Here is an 18,536-nt window from a genome sequence, read left to right as displayed (position 1 = left end):
GCCGATCGCCGAGGTGGGCAGGCGCAGTCCCCTGGGTGACTTCTCAGCCCCGAACCATCCGGTGCCGCATCTCACCGATGCCTTCGATATGGCTGACCAGTTCCTCACCCGCGGCCAGGAAACGCTGCGGCCGCCGGCCCAGGCCCACTCCGGCCGGGGTGCCCGTGAAGATCACATCTCCCGGGAGCAGGGGCAGTACGGCGGAGAGCCGGGCGATCAGTTCGGGCACGGAGAAGATCAGGCTCGATGTGCGGCCCTTCTGCATCTCCTCGCCGTTGATCGCGCAGCCGAGTTCGAGGTCGTCCGGGTCGTCGAACTCGTCCGGGGTGACCAGATACGGCCCCATCGGCGCGAAGTCCGGGTGCGACTTGCCGAGGCTGAACTGCGGAACGGGCCCGGACAGCTGCTTGTCCCGCTCGGAGATGTCCTGCCCCACGGTGAGACCGGCGACATGGTCCCAGGCCTGGCCCGCGCCCACCTGCCAGGCACGGCGGCCGATGACCGCGACGAGTTCCACCTCCCAGTCCACACTGCCCTCAGGCAGGGAGATGTCCCCGTACGGTCCGGTGATCGACGAGACGAACTTGGTGAAGACGGGAGGATGCTCCGGGACGGAGAACCCCGACTCGTCCGCGTGGTCGCGGTAGTTCAGTCCGATCGCGAGCACCTGGCGGGGGCGCGGCACCGGGGAACGCAGTGCGGACGGGGCCAGCTCGACATCGTGGCCCGGCGGTGCGGTGGCCGCCCACTGGCGGAAGTGGTCCCACCGCTCGAAGAGCTCTTGGGGGTCGGCCGGGAACAGCCCGCCGCTGGCGCGCTCGACATCCGTCCACCCCGCAGGGGTAAGCAGCGCGGCCCGTCCGGCCACATTCGCAACACGCATCGCACGCTCCTGGAGTGGTCTCCTCGGCGTTGTCGCCGAGGGGTACACCACCGTTCTAAGCGGAGAGATTCGATGAGTCAATAGAGTTTCGAAAGTTTGTGATCGATTCGATCCATGCGTACAATGCGCGCATGGCAACCAAGGGCGGCAAGCAGACGCTGAGTGACGATGTGCGGGCACGACTGCGCGCCGACATCCTGAGCGGGCGGTTGCTCCCCGGCTACCGACTGAAGTTCCCCACCCTCAGCGCGCGCTACGACGTCAGTGTCAGTGTGCTCCGGGAGGCCCTCGTCCGGCTGGCCGAGCAGGGCCTCGTTCAGTCCGAGCCACACCAGGGATTCCTGGTGACCCCGCTCTCCCGGGAGAACCTCACCGAGCTGACCGAGGCGCGCATCGAACTGGAGACGCTCGTACTGCGACGCTCCGTGACCGAGGGTGATCTCGCCTGGGAGTCCCAGCTCGTCGCGGCCCATCACACGCTGGAACGCACGCCCTACACCGCCCAGGGCGATGACGACCGGGTCGACGACTGCTGGTCCGTCGCCCACGCCGACTTCCACAAGGCGCTGCTCGACGGCTGCGCCAATCGGCGACTGCTCCAGATGGCGCTCGGGCTGCGGGACGAGGCAGAGCTCTACCGCCGCTGGTCACAACCGCTCGGCGACGAGCCCAGTCGGGACCTGGCCGGCGAACACCGTGCCCTTCTCGACGCGGCGCTCGCCCGGGATCCGCAGGCATCGGCCGACGCCCTGTGCACCCATGTCCGGCACACCACCGAACTGCTGCTGTCCGCCGCCGACCGCCTCGACCAGCAGCGGGCACCGTCGTCGTGAGCAACGGACCGCGGTGGTTCCCGCGCCCGTAGTTCCGGGGCTCGGCCCTGGCGGTTACGGCTCCCTCAGGTGACCGGAACCACCATGGGGGTGCCGGTCACGGGGTCCGGGACGACCACATTGGGCAGTCCCAGCACCTCCTCGATCAGCGGCGCGTCGACGATGTCCGCGGGTGCCCCCTGGGCGAAGACCCGGCCGTCCTTCATGGCCACGAGGTGATCGGCGAACCGGCACGCCTGATTGATGTCGTGCAGCACCGCTATGACGGTCCGGCCCCTGTCCCGCAGCTCTGCGAGCAGCGACAGCAACTGGTACTGATGGGCGAGGTCAAGGAAGGTCGTCGGCTCGTCCAGCAGCAGATACGGGGTCTCCTGAGCCAGCACCATCGCCACCCACACCCGCTGGCGCTGCCCGCCGGAGAGCTGGGCGACCGGGCGGTCCGTCAGCTCGCTCACCCCGGCCGACGCCATGGCCTCCCGTACGGCGCGTTCGTCCTCGGCCGTACCCACGGAGAGCGCGGAGCGGTGGGGGAACCGTCCGCGGGTGACGAGTTGGCGCACCAGAAGGTTGTCGGGAGTGGTGAGTTCCTGCGGCAGGAACCCGATCTCCCGGGCGATCGCCTTGGGTTTGTAGGCGGTGACATCACGGCCGTCGAAGGAGACCGTTCCGGCCGTTGGTTTCAGCAGTCGTACGAAGGCCCGCAGCAGCGTCGACTTTCCCGAGGCATTGGCGCCGACGATCGCGGTGAACGCACGGTCGGGAACGGTGAGCGTGAGATGGGTGGCGACCGTCCGGTCGCCGTAGGCGAGGCTGATGTCCTGCGCGGTCAATCGTGCGGTCACGGTCGGTTGACTTCCTTGATGAGCAGCCAGAGGAGGTAGAGACCGCCGATCGCGGTCGTCACCACTCCGACCGGGAGCGCGATGGGGGCGATGAGGGTCTGGGCGATCAGGTCGGCGGCGATCAGCAGAGCCGCGCCGGTCAGCGCGGAGGGCACCAGGGGCACCCCGGCGGCTCCGGTGACGCGGCGTCCGATCTGGGGCGCGGCGAGCGCGATGAAGACGATCGGCCCGGCGACCGCGGTCACGATGGCGGTGCACCCCACACCCGCGGTGATGGTCAGCAGTCGGTGCCTGCCCAGGCTGACGCCGGAGGTGACGGCGAGGTCGTCGCCGAGAGCGGTCTGGTGCATGGCGCGGGACACGCCCATGAGCAGTGCCACCAGGGCGACGGCGACGAACAGCGGCAGGGTGAGGTCGTCCCAGCCGATGCCATTGAGCGAGCCCGCGCTCCAGCCGGCCGCGGCGAAGGCCACATCGAGCTCGGCCCGCAGCACGATCCATGAGTTGACCGCGGTGAGCATGGCGTTCACGGCGATACCGATGACGATGAGCCGTATCCCGTTGATCCCGGAGCGCACCGACAGCGCCAGGATCACGGCGGCCGCCGCCAGTCCGCCGATGACCGAGCTGACGGCGAGCTGCGCGGATGTGCCGGCCAGCACGGTGATCGCGACCAGCGCGCCGGTGTAGGCGCCCGCGTCGAGACCGATGACGTCCGGGCTGCCGAGCGCGTTGCGGGTGAGGTTCTGGAAGACGGCACCGGCGCATCCCAGCAGTGCGCCGAAGGCGAGTGCTGCAGTGACCCGGGGCAGTCGCCACTCCTGGACGACCACGGCGGACTCGCCCTGCCCGGCGAGCGCGCTCAGTGCCTCCACCGGTGTGTCCCAGGTGTCACCGCGACAGAGACCGACCACGGCGAGGACGAGCAGGACGCCCAGGAGCGCCGCGCAGCCGATGACCGTACGCCGCTCCGGCCCGAGGAGGCTGGGAGGCGAAGCCGACCACTGCTTGAGGGTGCTCACAATGTCACCGCCCCGGCTCGGCGGACGGTCCAGATCAGGACCGGGGCGCCGAGGAAGGCGGTGACCACGGCCACGGGGACCTCACCGGTCGTCAGGAGCACCCGGGCCCCGATATCGGAGAGCAGGAGCAGCACCGGCCCGAGGACGAGGGCGTACGCGATCAACCAGGGGACGGACCCGCCGGCCGGTCGACGGGCGATATGCGGAACCATCAGCCCCAGGAAGGCGATCGGCCCGGCCACGGCCGTGGCCGCACCGGCGAGCACCGTGATCACCGCCAGTACCGCGAGCCGGGAACGGACGACATGGATGCCGAGCGCGTGGGCGACGTCCTCCCCCAAGGAGAGTGCGTTCAGCGCCTTGGTGAGCGCCATCGCGCAGATCAGAGCGACGACGATGGCGGCCACGGGCAGGGCGATGGGCAACTGCTCGCGGCCCGCCAGCGAACCGACCGCCCAGAACCGGAAGTGGTCGAAGACATCGGGCAGCATCAGACGCAGACCGAGCGAGACCCCCGCGAGTACGGAACTGAGCGCGATACCCGCGAGGACCAGCCGCAGCGGAGAGGTCCGCCCGACGGAGTGCACGGCGAGGGCCGCGAGCAGGGAGCCGAGGAGCGCCAGCGCCAGTTGCGCGGGCGGGGAGTTCGTGAGCCCGAACACGGTGCCCAGGGTGATGGCGAAACCGGCACCGGCGGTCACCCCGAGGATGCCGGGTTCGGCCAGCGGATTGCGGGTCAGGGTCTGCATCAGAGCACCCGCGACGGCGAGCGCGGCGCCCGCGCAGATCCCCAGGACCGTTCGGGGCACCCGGATATCGCGGATGATCAACTGGTGGTCAGTGCCGCCGTAGTCGGTGAAGGCGCGCCATATCTCCAGGGGTGCGATCGTCTGCGCTCCGATGCTGACACTCGCACTCGCCACGACCAGGAGCAGCAGGACACCGGCGAAGAAGATGGCGACTCGGGCACCATCAGAGCGCGGACCAGCCGGCTCAGAGTGTGCGACGGCCGCCGGGGACGCGGAGTGCCCTGCCCCCGGGGAAGGGGACAGAGCAGCCTTGGCGGCGGGAGGTGGATCAGTCCTCAAGGCCGGCGACACCGCGCTTCCAGTACCCCGTGAACAGTGCGTCCATCCGTCCCTTGGCCCAAGCACGGAGCGGTTTGATGTCCTCCGCCTCACCCGCGGCGAACAGGAACCCCCGTCCGGCGGGAAGGAAGAGCGACCTGACCGCCATCGCGAGATGGGACCGGTCTCCCTCCCGTACCAGCCGGGTGATCCGCACTCCGTCGCGTTGGGCCAGGGGATAGGTGTGCTCGGCGATGCTGCCGGTCTCGATGACCAGATGCGCCGAGACATCGTCCGGGGCCTGTTCCAACCAGCGCGCGGTGGCCGGGATGGCGGTGGCATCGACCGCGAAGACATAGTGGTCGTAGGTGTGCGGAAAGGCCTTTGCCCCGGGGGGACCGGCGAGGGAGACGGGGTCCCCCGGCTCGGCCGCCACGGCCCACTCGGACGCGGTTCCGCCCGGGTGGATCACGAAGTCGAGGTCCAACTCGCCGGTCGTGGCGTCAAACCGTCGGACGGTGTACTTCCGGGTGGTGGGCAGGGGACGGGGCCAGTCGAGGGTCAGCCCCTCATTGACGGTCGGTAGCCGGAGCGTGCCCTGGGGATCGGGAAAGACGATCTTCACATGGTCGTCGGCCTGGTAGCTGTGAAATCCATCGAGTGCCGGTCCGCCGACGGTCAGCCGCAGCATCCGCTCGTTCAGATACTCCTTGCGGAGCACTTCGGCGGTGCGGATGCCGATGGGATAGGGAATCCGCGTGATGCCGCTGCCTTCCCGGTGGTGCGCGGCGACCCGGCCGCGGGGGTGCTGCCGGTCCCGCGGTTCGTCACGGTGTTCCTGGAGTGGTGCGCCGCTCATGAAGCGAGCAGTGGCGCGAGGGCCTTGTCCGTGGCCTCCAGCGACTTCATCGCCGAGGAGTAGGTCGCCGCCTCGGTGTACCTGAGCGGGATGACCTTGCCGGCCTTGACGGCGGGCAGGCTCTTCCACAGCTTGGAGTCGAGTACGTACTGGACCGCCTCGCTCACCGACCCGTCGTCCTGTACGGAGTAGGTGATGACGTCCGCGTCGCCCAGGCTCTGGGGCAGCTTCTCGATGGAGGGGAACTCGGAGACATCGAGTGCGCCGCCGGCCTTCTTCGCCACTTCGCCGTAGTACTTCACCCCGATGTCCTGGGCGATGTTGGTGCCCCAGGACGATCCGAACTCACGCTGGAAGGTGCCCTTGGCGATATCGCCGTAGCCACCGACATGGCCGAACTCAAGCCCCTTGAGAGCATCGGCGTACTTGGCGGTCAGCTCGGCCGACTTCTTCTTGTAGGTCTCGCGGCCCTTCTCGAAATCGTCGAGCCGGCCGGCGGCGTCCGACTGCCGCTCGGAGAGTTCACGCCAGGCGGAGGGACGGGTGGGGCCGATCGCGACCACCGGAGCGATGGTCTCCAGTCGCTTGATGTCGATGTCCGCGAGAACCGGCTTGGGAACCCCGATGACGATGAGGTCGGGCTTGACCGCGGCGATGGCCTCGTAGTTCGTCTCCGCGGCCATGGCCCCGGCCACCTTCTTCAGATCCTTGTACCGGGCGAGATCGTCCTTCTCCATCATCGCCAGACCCCGGTCCCAGGTGGATATCCCCACCAGGGGCGCGTCCGCCTCGATCAGCACCGGCACCGCGTAGCCCGTGGCGACGACCCGCTTGGGCTTGACCGGGATCTTGATCTTTCCGTTGTCCGCGGAGTAGACACGGGTGGATTCCGCGTCCGATTTCGCGTCGGAGTCGGACGAGCCACACCCGGCCAGCAGGACGGTGGTGAGCGTCAGAACTCCGGTGAGACGGAGTGAGGGACGAGAGGACATGAGCGTGTTCCTTCGGGGTGCACAACCAGTACGTCACCCCGGAAACTGCGAGCGACACACTTAGGCTAGCCTTACCTGATTTCCTTTCGATGTCGATGAGAGGACAGTTCATGTCGGTCACAGGACACATCAGAACGGCCCCGGCCCGCTGCGATGAGTACGGCTACGGTCTCGGCCGTCCCTCCGGCATCCTGGTGTTCCGCTACCGCTCGGCGGGGGCGATGGAGTTCGGCGCCAATCGCCAGGACTTCCTCCACCAGCTCTACTGGTCCCCCGATGGAATGCTGTCAACCGTCTACGGCAGACACAGCCGCTTCGTCGGCCCGCAGGAGGCGTTCTGGTCCGAGCGCGCCGTGAACCACGAGGTGCGCGCGGCGGACCGGCAGACCGTCTACCGGATCTGCCTGCGCCAGACGCCAGAAGCGCTGACGGACCTGCGGATCGGCCCGGTGGAGGTCGGTCGGGAGGCGGCACGGCTCATCCAGATGATCGGCTCCCCCGGCTGTGGGGAGAGTGAGGCGCTGATCGCCCGAGAGCAGATCATGGCGGCCCTGCTCCCCTCGCCCTGTGACGTCACCGCCCTGGGCGCCACCGGCCATGGCCATGCCCTGGCCGTCGCCCGAGTCCTCTCGCACGACCCGGGCGACGCCACCCCGCTCGACGAATGGGCCGCACGGCTCCACATCAGTACCAAGACGCTCCAACGTGACTTCCTGCGGGAGTTCGGGATGTCGTACACCCACTGGCGCACCGGCCTACGGCTGCGCACGGCCCGGGTGCTGCTGGGGACCGAGCCGGTCACCACGGTCGCCCGCCGTGTTGGATACGCGAGCCCTTCGGCCTTTGTGATGGCCTTCGCCAAGGAGTACGGGCTGACTCCCGGGCGTTACCTCCGCAACCTGCGGGAGAGCGAGACCATCTGAGTGATGGATCCGCACCCGGCAGGGCTTGGGAGGCCCGGACACACCCAGCGGGCTTGTGCGGCACTACCGGCCTGTACGTCACCACCGGGCCGGCCCGTCGAACACCTCGTCCAGATTCCGCCCGCCCGCAGGTGCGCTGATCACCCTGTGTTCAGTAGCTCGGCGACCAGGAGCGAAAGGACGGCGTGCGACCGCTGGCTGACTAGCCCTCAGCCGGTGGGTTCTGGTGCTCCTCACCGCTGTCGGAGCGGCCCTTCCCCTTCGCGGCGACCACTTGTCCGATGGCTTCGGCAACGGTCTCGGCGTACGGCCCCACCTGCGGCAGGAGCTCGTCCCAACTCTCCGGGACACTGCCCTGGTACACCGCCGCCGCATGGGCGAGCACGGATCCGGGCCCGGGGGGAAGGCGGGGCAGTGCCCAGTCCGCTGCCTTTTCCTTGGATGTGATCTCCCCGGTGGTGAGGGTCATCCAGATACGCGCGAGGGTGAGCACGACATTGCGGGTATCCGAGGTCAACTCATGGAGAAGGCCGGGCACACCGGCGGTCAGAGCCTGGATGAGGTCCTGCTCCGGAACCGGATCGAGGACCTCGTTCGGTGGCGGCGACCCGGCGAGAGGGGTGTCGCCCAGGAGGACCATGGTGATCAGCAGGGCGAGATCCGGGTCCGGCGTGGGCGATGGTGTCCCCCCGCTCTCATAGAAGTCGCGGAGCCACTCTCCGTACTGGAAGTCACTCAGGGGCGGATACCGCCAGGGCCGGATATCGGACTGAACGGCGATCGTCAGCTCGACGGGGCGGGCGGGACCGCCGAGAGCCCTGGCGCCGGACAGGGGCAGCAACCCCTTGACGAGCGCTCGCCGTACCTTCGCCGTCGTGCGCTGGCGGACAAGGACGAAGACATCGATATCGCTGTGCGGACGCAGACCACCGAGCACGGCGGAGCCATGGACGTACATACCGATGACATCGGTACCAAGGGTCCGGTGGACCAGCTGGGTGACGTCTTCTGTCTGCGTCATGGGCACGCTTTCCTTCGATGGGCCCTCCACCGTGTTCGGTGCGCGCACGCCCCGGGTTCGGTCAACAGAGGCAGAGGCCACAGCGTAGACAGGGCCCCGCTACGCGACAACGGGTTTCCCCGCACCGGCCACTTCACCCACACCCTGTGTCCCAATGAGCCAGCGGATGGGCGGCCGACGACGGCAGGGCCCATCGTCGGCTTCACCGTCTGAGGCGGACGGTGCCCGGCCGCCATGCCAGGGGCAGGCGGTGAAGACCCAGGCGGTGGTCATGGCTTCTCAGCACCGTCCGCGCGCCGTTGCGGACCACCTCCTACCCGTCCCCGCATACGGCGGTATACGCCTTGATCGCGGCCGGGCGTGCGGTCCGACGCGAGGGAACCGGACCCGGGCCGGGGGAGGACCCCCGCTCATGGGCGGCGAAACCCGTCCGGGTCATCCGCCGCGAAGGCGGACCGGACGGCAGGGTCAGACATCGCCCGGGGCGCCCCCCCAGCCGGGGGCACTCGCCCGGACGGTCGCTAGCCCCGCCGCAGCAAGTACGTATCCATGATCCACCCCTTGCGGGCCCTGGCCTGCGCCCGAAGCTCCTCGATACGGTCCGAAACCTCCGACAGCCGACCCGAGACCAGGATCTCGTCGGCCGTTCCCACGTACGCGCCCCAGTAGATGAAGAGGTCCTGGTCCAGATAGCGGGTGAACGCCTGGCGCGCGTCCAGCATCACCACCACATCGTCCACGCCCTCGGGCCAGCCCTCCGCCAGCCGTCGGCCCGTGGTGATCTGCACCGGGCGGGCCACCCGGTTCAGCCCCGTGCGGTGGCGGGCCAGCAGGGCTGAAACACTGCTGATGCCCGGCACCACCTCATGGTCGAACGCGACGTTTCCCCGCCGGATGACCTCCTCAAGAGAGCCCAGCGTGGAGTCGTAGAGCGATGGGTCGCCCCACACCAAAAACGCCCCGCACTCGTCCTCGCCCAGGTCATCGGCGATGAACCGCTCGAAGAGATCGGCCCGACGGCGACGCCAGTCCTCGACGGCGGGGGCGTACTCCGGTGTCACTCGGTCGCGGTCCGGGTCGCGCGCCTCCACCAGGCGGTAGGAAGGATCCTCGATGTGCGCGTCCAGAATGTCCCGCCGCAACTGGATCAGATCCGACTTCTCCGCACCCTTGTCCAGGATGAAGAACGCGTCCGCCGCATTCAGTGCCTTCACTGCCTGAAGCGTCAGCTGGTCGGGATCGCCCGATCCAATACCGATGACATAGATTTTCCTCACCCGCCGAGTCTGCCTCACCCGAGCGGCCGTGCCGCCCCCAGGGTCCCCAACAGGGCGCGCATCCGGACATCCTCGGCCCACGTCGCCGCCCACGACGCTCAGGGTCGCCCCCTATCCTCACGTCATGCGTGTCGCCCTCTTCGTCACCTGCGTCAACGACGCCCTCTTCCCCGCCACCGGTATCGCGACCGTCACCCTGTTGGAGCGACTCGGCGTGACCGTGGACTTCCCCGCCGCCCAGACCTGTTGCGGGCAGCCCCAGTTCAACTCCGGCTACCGGCGAGCGGCAGAAGGGCTCGTACGACACACCGCCCGCGCGTTCGCCGCGTACGAGTACGTCGTCACCCCCTCGGGCTCCTGCGCGGCCATGGTGCGCGAGCAGTACCCCCGCCTGGGGGAGACCTCCCTGCCGAAGCGGACCTATGAACTCACCGAGTTCCTGGTCGATGTCCTCCACATCACCGATGTGGGCGCGTACTTCCCCCACACCGTCACCTACCATCCCTCCTGCCACGGTCTGCGCACCCTCGGCCTCGGGGATCGGCCACGCCGGCTCCTGCACGCGGTCAAGGGCCTTGAGCTGCGCGAACTCCCCGGCGCCGATGAGTGCTGCGGGTTCGGCGGCACCTTCGCCGTCAAGAACGCCGATGTCTCCGTCGCCATGGGCCAGGACAAGGTGCGCAGCGCGGTCTCCACGCGTGCCGATGTGCTGTGCGCCGCCGACAACTCGTGTCTGACGCATCTCGGCGGCCTCATCCGCCGCCAGCAGGAGCCCCTGAGACCCCTCCACATCGCGGAGATCCTCAGCGCCACCGAACAGCACCCCTATCTCCCCGCGGAGCTGACCCGATGAGTGACACCTTCCTCGGGATGCCCGCGTTTCCCCAGGCGGCCAGGGTTGCCCTGCACAACACCACCCTGCGCGCCAATCTCCGCCACGCCACTCACACCATCCGGGCCAAGCGGGCCCAGGCCGTCGCCGAACTGTCCGACTGGGAACAGTTGCGCGATGCCGGCCGCCAGATCAAGGACCACACCCTTCGCCACCTCGATCGCTATCTGATCCAGCTGGAGCAGGCCGTCACCGAGTCCGGCGGTACGGTCCACTGGGCCGTGGACGCCGACGACGCCAACCGCATCGTCGCTGATCTGGTGAAGGCCACCGGTGAGAGCGAAGTGGTCAAGGTCAAATCGATGGCCACCCAGGAGATCGGACTCAACGAAGCACTCGCCGCCGAGGGGATCACCGCGTACGAGACGGATCTCGCCGAACTGATCGTCCAACTCGGCGATGACCGTCCCTCCCACATCCTGGTACCGGCGATCCATCGCAACCGCGCCGAGATCCGCGCCATCTTCACCAGCGAAATGGCGGCCTGGGGCAGAGCTGCCCCCGATGGGCTCACCGACTCCCCGGGCGACCTCGCCGAAGCCGCCCGACTCCACCTCCGGGAGAAGTTCCTACGCGCCCGGGTCGCCATCTCCGGAGCCAACTTCATGGTCGCCGAGACCGGCACCCTGGTGGTGGTGGAGTCCGAGGGCAACGGTCGGATGTGCCTCACCCTCCCCCGTACGCTGATCTCCGTCGTCGGGGTCGAGAAGGTGGTGCCCACCTGGCGTGACCTGGAAGTCTTCCTCCAGACACTGCCCCGCTTATCGACCGCCGAGCGGATGAACCCCTACACCTCCATGTGGACCGGAACAGTCGACGGGGACGGGCCCCAGGACTTCCATCTGGTCCTCCTGGACAATGGCCGCACCGATGTGCTCGCCGATGCCGTGGGCCGGCAGGCCCTGCGCTGTATCCGCTGCTCGGCATGCCTCAACGTCTGTCCGGTGTACGAGCGGGCCGGCGGCCATGCCTACGGCTCGGTCTACCCCGGCCCCATCGGCGCCATCCTCACACCCCAACTACGCGGCACCACCAGCGCCATCGACGCCTCCCTCCCCTTTGCCTCCTCGCTCTGCGGCGCCTGCTACGAGGTGTGCCCCGTGGCCATTGACATCCCCGAAGTCCTCGTCCATCTGCGCGAACGGGTCGTTGACCAGTCCGGCGCCGGACATCGGACCGAGTCAATCGCCATGGCCGCCGTCAGCTGGGCCCTGCGCCACCCGTCCGTACTGGCCACCGCCGAGAGGCTCGCCACCACCACCCGCGCTCTGCATCCCCGGCGGCCCCCAGGCGTCCGCGCCTGGACCGCCGGTCGTGAGCTGCCCGAACTGCCGGCCCAGTCCTTCCGCGACTGGTGGAAGGAGAACCACCGATGACGCAGGCCGCCCGCGAACGCATCCTCGCCCGGATCAGATCCGCCGTCGAACAAACCCCCGACGTTCCCCCGCCCACCCGCGACTACCTCACCGCACACACCCGCGACGACCCGACCCAGAACACGGAACGACTGCACCGAAACCTCACTGAGTACCGCGCCATCGTCCACCGCGCCACGCCGACCCGGCTGCCCACCCTGCTCGCCGAACGGCTCGCAGCCCAGGGAGCACAGTCGATCGTGGTACCCGATGGAGTGCCCGACGCCTGGTTCAGCGCCTGCGCCATCCAGCGATACGGGGACCGCGGGCCCCTGACCCCAGCCGCGCTCGACGCCATCGACGCCGTGATCACCGGCTGTGCCCTCGCCATCGCGGAGACCGGCACCATCGTCCTGGACGGCGGCCCGGACCAGGGCCGCCGCGCCCTCACCCTCGTACCCGATCTCCATATCTGCGTGGTGCGGACACCGGCCCAGATCGTGCCCTCCGTACCGCTGGCACTGCCCCTGCTGGCGCCGGACCGCCCGCTGACCTGGATCTCCGGCCCCTCGGCCACCAGCGATATCGAACTGGACCGGGTGGAGGGCGTGCACGGCCCGCGGCGACTGGAGGTCGTTCTGCTAGAGACCGAGGGTTAGCCGAGGTGCCTCCGCGCGCGCGTCCACAGGACCGCGCAACCGCGACGCGAGATCACGCGCCCAAGCGGCGAGCCCGGACACATCGATGCCATGCGGGTCCCCGAACCCCTCAATCCGCTCCGCCCCCCGCAGCAGCAGACGCGCACCCCCCGTCGTGTTGCCGCGTGCCGCATGGGTGAGCCCGACCGCCAACTGAGCCAGCCCTCGCCATAGCTCGCGCTCCGGTTCCGGACCTGACTTCCACGCGTCCTCGAACACCTCATGGGCATGGAACGGTTGCCCCGCGTCCAGCAGTCGCTGCGCCTCCTTCAACGTCTGAGCGGGAGTACGCACCACCCCCTCAGGCTGCCGCTCCACCCCCGGCGCTCCATAGGGCAACGGGCGCCCGAGCCCGTCACGGGGGCGGGCGTTACGGGCGCGCCCTTCGTCGTCGCGATCTCTCGGCGCGGTGTCCACCCCTCGATTCTCCCCGAATCCGATGCCTGCCCGCAGCCCGGACGCTCAGTCCACTCCGCGAGTGGGGTAATCTTGTGCTGCGCGCCCGGCCTGAGGGCCAGCAGGTGGCGCGCATCGGGACGTGGCGCAGCTTGGTAGCGCACTTGACTGGGGGTCAAGGGGTCGCAGGTTCAAATCCTGTCGTCCCGACTTGTGTTTTCGCAGGTCGTAGGCGGTATCGGAGAAATCCGGTACCGCTTTTCCGTATGTCGTGGGGACCATTTGGGGACCACACGGTCTAGCGACGCCTTCCGGGGACGGGCTGGACGGCCAGACTGAGGGGCGCGCGGACGGGGTTGAGGTGGGCGGTGAGGGCGGCACTGGCGTTCGCGATCTGGCGGCTGGACCGGTCCACGACCCGCTTGTCGGTACGGGCACGGTGATTGGGGTTCCCGACAGATCCGGTGTAGGCATATTCCGCCCCGGGCCTCCAGCGGCGGCCGCATTCAGCCCGGGGCGCTGCACGGTCTGCGGCTCGGCACCCGTGCGGTGGTGCTTCTGCCATGGCGAGAGCTGTGCGGCCTGCGTTGGTTCTGAGGTCTGGGCGAGGTCGGCGGCGGAGCGGGGGTCAGGGCCGGTCTCCAGTAGCCCCCTTGGTGGGGGTGGAGGTCTGTTGGTGTCCGCCGGGACGCGGTGGCTGCTGGGTGTCGTGGATGCTGTCGTGGGCGGCGGCGGCGATTGCCTGGGGGGTGATGCCGAACTCGGTGTACAGCCGTTGGTAGTCGGCGGAGGCACCGTAGTGCTCCAGGCTGACGATCCTTCCGGCGTCGCCGACCACGTCGCGCCAGCCTTGCCCGATGGCGGCCTCGACGCTGACCCGGGCGCGTACCGACGGCGGCAGGACATGGTCCTGGTAGTCCTGTGGCTGGGTGGCGAACCACTCCCGGCACGGCATCGACACCACTCGCACCGCGAGACCTTCGGACGCCAACAGGGTTCGGGCCTCCAAGGCGAGGTGGACCTCGGAACCGGTTGCGATGAGGATGACGTCGGGGTCGCCTTCCGTCGCCGTGTCGGTCAGGGTGTACCCGCCCCTGCCCGCTAGCCGCGCGGGGGCGTACTCTGCGCTCTCGCGGTCGAGGACGGGCAGGTTCTGGCGGCTCAGGATCAGTCCGGCCGGGCGGTCGTGGTGTTCGAGGATGGCGCGCCAGCACGCGGTGGTCTCGTTGGCGTCGGCAGGCCGTACGACGTCCAGGCCCGGGATGGCCCGCAGCGCGGCCAGGTGTTCTACGGGCTGGTGGGTGGGGCCATCCTCGCCCAGGCCGATGGAGTCGTGGGTCCAGACGTAGGTGGCCGGCAGCTGCATCAGTGCGGCCAGGCGTACCGCGGGGCGCATGTAGTCGGAGAAGGTGAGGAAGGTCCCGCCGTAGGGGCGGGTGAGGCTCTGCAGCGCGATGCCGTTCAGGATGGCGCCCATCGCGTGCTCTCGGATGCCGAAGTGCAGGGTGCGCCCGGAGGGATCGCCTTTCCATTCTTTGGTCTGGCGGTCGGCGGGCAGGAAGGAGGGCTCTCCTTCCATGGTGGTGTTGTTGCTTCCGGCGAGGTCGGCGGAGCCGCCCCACAGCTCCGGCAGGACGGGCGCCAGCATGCTGAGAACCTTGCCCGAGGCGGCGCGGGTGGCCATTCCCTTGGCGTTGGTGGGGAAGACGGGAAGAACGTCCTCCCAGCCGTCGGGCAGCCGCTGCTCCTGTAGGCGGTCCAGCAGCGCGGCGCGCTGCGGGTTCGCGGTTCGCCAGGCCGCGAAGTCCTCGTTCCACACGATGTGCGCCTGGCGGCCGCGGTCGCGGGCCTCGCGGGTGCGGGCCAGGACGTCGTCCTCGACGGTGAAGTGCGCTCGGGGGTCGAAGCCCAGCAGGTTCTTGGTGGCGACGATCTCGTCCTCGCCCAGGGCGGAGCCGTGGGCCTTTCCGGTGTTCTGTTTGGTGGGGGCCGGCCAGCCGATGAGGGTGCGCAGCATGATCAGGCAGGGGCGGCCGGTCTCCTTCCGGGCGGCGCCGATGGCGGCCAGGAGCGCGTCGACGTCTTCGATGTACTCTCCGGTGATAGTCCAGTCGACGGTCTGTACGTGCCAGCCGCATGCGGTGTAGCGGGCCGGGACGTCCTCGCTGAAGGCTACGTCGGTGTCGTCCTCGATCGAGATGTGGTTGGAGTCGTAGAACACGGTCACATTGCCGAGTTCCTGGTGACCTGCCAGAGAGGCCGCCTCCGCGGTGACGCCTTCCATCATGTCGCCGTCGGAGGCGATGACGTAGATGTGGTGGTCGAAGGGGCTGGTGCCCGCTTCCGCGTCGGGATCGAGCAGGCCGCGTTCACGGCGGGCCGCCATGGCCATCCCCACCGCGCTGGCCAGGCCCTGTCCCAGCGGGCCGGTGGTGATCTCCACACCTCGGGTGTGCCGGTGCTCAGGATGCCCGGGGGTTGCCGAGCCCCAGGTCCGGTATGCCTCCAGGTCCGACAGCTTCAGGCCGTAGCCGGCCAGGTAGAGCTGGATGTAGAGGGTCAGGCTGGAGTGGCCGCAGGAGAGCACGAACCGGTCCCGCCCCAGCCACTGGTCGTCGTTCGGATCGTGGCGCATCACATTCTGGAACAGCAGGTAGGCCAGCGGGGCGAGGCTCATCGCCGTCCCCGGGTGGCCGTTTCCGACCTTCTGCACCGCGTCGGCCGCCAGCAGCCGTACTGTGTCCACGGCCCGTACGTCTACCTTGTCCCACCCCGCGCGCTGCGCCAATGGACTCGGCACGGACCTGTCGCACCGCTCCATTGAAGACTGCTCGTCAGTCATGCCGCTGCTCCCTTCGTCGAAACGGCGGGCGGACCCTGCCGGCCGCTCGCCGACGGATGCGGCTTCGCTGCCGTGCGCTTCGTGATGGGCGTAGGTCCTGGCCAACGTCACTGCGTCTTGGTTGGTTGGGGAAGCACCGACCGGGCAGCCGCCGAGGAGCGCAATTTCTCCAGGGTGGCGCTCTGCTGCTCGGCGCGTTCCACCAGTGTGTCCAGGCGGTCGGCGCTAAGTCGCTCGTCAGAGTCTGCCAGGACGCGCAGGGTCCGCCAGCAGGCTGCCTTGCCTTGGACGCCCAGGAGCATCGACTCCGCCTCCACGAGATCGCTGAGTGGGGAGCGGGTGAAGAGGTGCCCGTTGGGCTTGAGGCGGCCCGCCTTCTCCGCGAGCCAGCCCATGGCAGCCTTGGATTGGCTGGTGGGCACGTGCAGATCAGTCATGATGCGGGCCAGTGCGTCACGGTCCTCGTCGACCTGCTCGGCCAGTTCAGCCAGTGCCGCGCCGCCCTCCGCGTCGGTGCGCGTCTTCGCGGCGCGGCGGAACAGCTCCAGGCCACCGGTGGCGCCGGCGTAGTGGTCGTTCAGGTAGATCGCCAGCAGGTCGGTACTCTCGGAGTCGTCGTCCCGGCTCCCGCCGTCGGCGTTCGCGTTGTCGGCCTTGGCGTGCATTTCGCGCTCTACCGACTCACCCAACTCCGTCCAACTGTCCTCGAACTTGGTCAGCCCCTCGCGCTCCAGCGTGTCGGTGACGTCCGGGAAGTCGACGCCGACCTGTTCCAGCGCCTCCAGATGGGTGGCGGCGGCCGCGAAGTCATCCTCCGTCGGCGCATGGGCGGGGAGGGTGCCGTGGTCGGCGAACGCGGCCAGGGTGGTGCCGGGCATGGTGTTCACGGTGCCCGCGATGACGAGTTCGGTGACGTACATCGTGTCGGGATAGTCCGGGTTCTTGACCCCGGTGGACGCCCACAAGGGGCGCTGCACGCGTGCTCCCGCTGTGGCGAGGCGCTGCCAGCGCGGGTCCATGAGCATTTGCTCGTACGCCTGGAACGCCAGTCGGGCGTTGGCGACCGCAGCCCTGCCCTTGAGTGCCCTGGCCTTCGGGGTGCCGATCGCATCGAGACGGCGGTCGACTTCAGTGTCGACGCGGGAGACAAAGAACGAGGCGACCGAGTGGATGTTCGCCAGGTCGCGGCCCGCGGCCTGAGCCTGCTCCAGACCGCTCTGGTAGGCGTCCATCACCTCGCGGTAGCGCTCCAGGGAGAAGATCAGCGTGACGTTGACGCTGATGCCCTCGGCGATGACGGCGGTGATCGCCTTCAGCCCCTTACTGGTGGCCGGGATCTTGATGAACAGGTTGGGCCGGTCGACCGTGTCCCACAACCTGCGGGCCAGGGCGCCGGTGGCGTCGGCGTCCTGCGCCAGCCGGGGGTCGACCTCGATGGAGACCCGGCCGTCGATGCCGCCGGTGCGCTCATGGACCGGGCCGAAGACATCGCAGCCGTCCCGTACGTCATCGGTCGTCAGCGCGAACACCGCGTCATCGACACTGGTACCCGCCCTGCCCAGGCGGCGTAGCTGCGCGGTGTAGCGGTCCCCCCGGGACAGCGCGGAGGCGAAGATCGTGGGGTTCGTGGTGATCCCTACTACGTGCTTGTCCGTGATCAGCTTCTTGAGCTCTCCACCGGCCAAGAGCTCGCGGGACAGGTCATCGAGCCAGACCGACACCCCCGCAGCGGACAGATCGGCAAGCGGACCGTATTCAGCGGAACCAGACATGCGGAAACCTCCAGAATGGTGCCGCGCCACCCGCACTCAGGGTGCTTTTCGCCCGGCTGGGCGAAACTGCTGGCGGCGGCGCTCGACACGGTGGTTCCCCCTCCGCCTGCCCCGGTCGCCCTGCGGCAAGCGAATTAACCGAAATGACCCGGCGCTGGTCTCCTGGATGGCGCAATCTCCACGGAACGGACGGTGACCTGGCGGAGTGCGCGACACTGAGGACCGGACGGAGCAGTACACATCCCGGACCTTCCGCTCACCCCGAACGCCGTGACCCTTCAGCTACCTCTGCGCGGTCCAGGCCCGCCGACACCGAAGCAGCCGCCAGGTTCGCCGCCTCCGAACCGCGGACAGCCGCGCGGCTCATGGATGTCGCGATGCAGAGGCGGCGAACCGTCACCGAGCTGGACGGCCCCGACGAGGACGAGCCGTGAGCGGATACCTTCGCCCTGGAGGCACTCGGACGCGTCTTCCCGGACACTCTGCGCCTGTGGGAGCAGACCGGACCGGACGCGGCCCAGGGCATCGCCCACAGCATCATCCGGTTCACCGCCGAGATCCTCACCGAGGGCCACGAGGACGTCGCCGACACCTCCGGCAACTGAAGGCAGTCGGCGTGGGCCAGGCCCCTCGACGCGCATCCCGCACCGGCGACTCCGCATCCGGTGCACCTGACCCTCATGTAGTGCACGACCCGAAGGACCGGTGGTGCGCATCATGGGGATTCCCGCGCCGCTGAACAGGAACTTCTCGCCAGAAGGCACACACTCTTCTCGCCAGCTGTCCGAGCACCCCACATGGGCCGGCCTCCACCCCGAGGGGTTCACCGTTCCACGGCTCGGACATCCGAGAGGTCGCAGTC

Annotated in this window: 16 protein-coding genes and 1 tRNA gene; 6 read left to right on the top strand and 11 right to left on the bottom strand. The window is 68.9% G+C overall.

Annotated elements, in window-relative coordinates; all coding sequences use genetic code 11:
* Window positions 1-43: 43 nt before the first annotated feature.
* Window positions 44-883, bottom strand: a complete 840-nt coding sequence (locus NBG84_RS15475; RefSeq protein ID WP_250920010.1) for a fumarylacetoacetate hydrolase family protein — start codon at window positions 881-883, stop codon at window positions 44-46.
* A gap of 131 nt (window positions 884-1,014) precedes the next feature.
* Here NBG84_RS15475 and NBG84_RS15470 point away from each other — a divergent pair, with 131 nt between their 5' ends.
* Entirely contained in the window at window positions 1,015-1,716 is a 702-nt protein-coding gene (locus NBG84_RS15470) for a GntR family transcriptional regulator (RefSeq protein ID WP_250920009.1), read from the top strand.
* Window positions 1,717-1,781: 65 nt separating this feature from the next.
* Here NBG84_RS15470 and NBG84_RS15465 read toward each other — a convergent pair whose 3' ends face one another.
* The 5 genes from NBG84_RS15465 to NBG84_RS15445 all read right to left on the bottom strand — a co-directional run bounded on the left by NBG84_RS15465 (window position 1,782) and on the right by NBG84_RS15445 (window position 6,498).
* Window positions 1,782-2,558, bottom strand: a complete 777-nt coding sequence (locus NBG84_RS15465) for an ABC transporter ATP-binding protein (RefSeq protein ID WP_250920008.1) — start codon at window positions 2,556-2,558, stop codon at window positions 1,782-1,784.
* Window positions 2,555-3,580 carry a FecCD family ABC transporter permease gene (locus NBG84_RS15460; RefSeq protein ID WP_425608639.1) on the bottom strand — a complete coding sequence of 342 codons (1,026 nt, stop codon included), beginning with the start codon at window positions 3,578-3,580 and terminating at the stop codon, window positions 2,555-2,557. Before NBG84_RS15460 ends, NBG84_RS15465 begins: the two co-directional genes overlap by 4 nt.
* Entirely contained in the window at window positions 3,577-4,536 is a 960-nt protein-coding gene (locus NBG84_RS15455) for a FecCD family ABC transporter permease (RefSeq protein WP_250920069.1), read from the bottom strand. The genes NBG84_RS15460 and NBG84_RS15455 overlap by 4 nt, the downstream gene beginning before the upstream one ends.
* Window positions 4,537-4,657: 121 nt before the next feature.
* Window positions 4,658-5,506 (bottom strand): siderophore-interacting protein, encoded by an 849-nt coding sequence (locus NBG84_RS15450; protein ID WP_250920007.1) that lies wholly within the window; start codon window positions 5,504-5,506, stop codon window positions 4,658-4,660.
* The gene (locus NBG84_RS15445) at window positions 5,503-6,498 is read right to left on the bottom strand and encodes an ABC transporter substrate-binding protein (protein WP_250920006.1); all 996 of its coding nucleotides are present in this window, start codon (window positions 6,496-6,498) and stop codon (window positions 5,503-5,505) included. The genes NBG84_RS15450 and NBG84_RS15445 overlap by 4 nt, the downstream gene beginning before the upstream one ends.
* Before the next feature lie 110 nt (window positions 6,499-6,608).
* Between NBG84_RS15445 and NBG84_RS15440 the strand changes: the two genes are divergently transcribed.
* The gene (locus tag NBG84_RS15440) at window positions 6,609-7,421 is read left to right on the top strand and encodes an AraC family transcriptional regulator (protein ID WP_250920005.1); all 813 of its coding nucleotides are present in this window, start codon (window positions 6,609-6,611) and stop codon (window positions 7,419-7,421) included.
* A gap of 202 nt (window positions 7,422-7,623) precedes the next feature.
* On the opposite strand, the gene NBG84_RS15435 is transcribed toward NBG84_RS15440, so the two are convergent.
* Both NBG84_RS15435 and cobF read right to left on the bottom strand, forming a co-directional pair.
* Window positions 7,624-8,442 carry an aminoglycoside adenylyltransferase family protein gene (locus NBG84_RS15435; RefSeq protein WP_250920004.1) on the bottom strand — a complete coding sequence of 273 codons (819 nt, stop codon included), beginning with the start codon at window positions 8,440-8,442 and terminating at the stop codon, window positions 7,624-7,626.
* Window positions 8,443-8,963: 521 nt separating this feature from the next.
* Window positions 8,964-9,719, bottom strand: coding sequence for a precorrin-6A synthase (deacetylating) (gene cobF / locus NBG84_RS15430; RefSeq protein ID WP_250920003.1), 756 nt, complete (start codon window positions 9,717-9,719; stop codon window positions 8,964-8,966).
* 124 nt (window positions 9,720-9,843) lie between these two features.
* Between cobF and NBG84_RS15425 the strand changes: the two genes are divergently transcribed.
* The 3 genes from NBG84_RS15425 to NBG84_RS15415 are packed head-to-tail and all read left to right on the top strand — an operon-like array spanning window position 9,844 to window position 12,625.
* A complete protein-coding gene (locus NBG84_RS15425; protein ID WP_250920002.1) occupies window positions 9,844-10,572 on the top strand; it encodes a (Fe-S)-binding protein in 729 nt (242 codons plus the stop codon).
* On the top strand, window positions 10,569-11,987 hold the full coding sequence (locus NBG84_RS15420; RefSeq protein WP_250920001.1) for a lactate utilization protein B: 1,419 nt from the start codon (window positions 10,569-10,571) through the stop codon (window positions 11,985-11,987). Before NBG84_RS15425 ends, NBG84_RS15420 begins: the two co-directional genes overlap by 4 nt.
* Window positions 11,984-12,625: a LutC/YkgG family protein gene (locus tag NBG84_RS15415; protein WP_250920000.1), complete on the top strand. Its 642-nt coding sequence runs from the start codon at window positions 11,984-11,986 to the stop codon at window positions 12,623-12,625. Before NBG84_RS15420 ends, NBG84_RS15415 begins: the two co-directional genes overlap by 4 nt.
* On the opposite strand, the gene NBG84_RS15410 is transcribed toward NBG84_RS15415, so the two are convergent.
* The gene (locus tag NBG84_RS15410; protein WP_250919999.1) at window positions 12,608-13,081 is read right to left on the bottom strand and encodes a DUF309 domain-containing protein; all 474 of its coding nucleotides are present in this window, start codon (window positions 13,079-13,081) and stop codon (window positions 12,608-12,610) included. The genes NBG84_RS15415 and NBG84_RS15410 overlap by 18 nt on opposite strands.
* Before the next feature lie 115 nt (window positions 13,082-13,196).
* Between NBG84_RS15410 and NBG84_RS15405 the strand changes: the two genes are divergently transcribed.
* Window positions 13,197-13,270 (top strand) — tRNA-Pro (locus tag NBG84_RS15405).
* Between the two features lie 418 nt (window positions 13,271-13,688).
* Here the strand turns inward: NBG84_RS15405 and tkt are convergent.
* Together tkt and tal are read right to left on the bottom strand one after the other, a co-directional pair.
* On the bottom strand, window positions 13,689-15,902 hold the full coding sequence (gene tkt, locus NBG84_RS15400; RefSeq protein ID WP_250919998.1) for a transketolase: 2,214 nt from the start codon (window positions 15,900-15,902) through the stop codon (window positions 13,689-13,691).
* A gap of 107 nt (window positions 15,903-16,009) precedes the next feature.
* Window positions 16,010-17,674: a transaldolase gene (gene tal / locus NBG84_RS15395; protein WP_308312067.1), complete on the bottom strand. Its 1,665-nt coding sequence runs from the start codon at window positions 17,672-17,674 to the stop codon at window positions 16,010-16,012.
* Window positions 17,675-18,536 lie beyond the last annotated feature (862 nt).

Origin of the sequence: Streptomyces albipurpureus (assembly GCF_023701525.1) — a bacterium.
Taxonomy (GTDB): Bacteria; Actinomycetota; Actinomycetes; order Streptomycetales; family Streptomycetaceae; genus Streptomyces; species Streptomyces albipurpureus.
The sequence above is the reverse complement of the archived record's forward strand: the minus strand, read 5'-3'. Positions and strand labels throughout refer to the sequence as shown.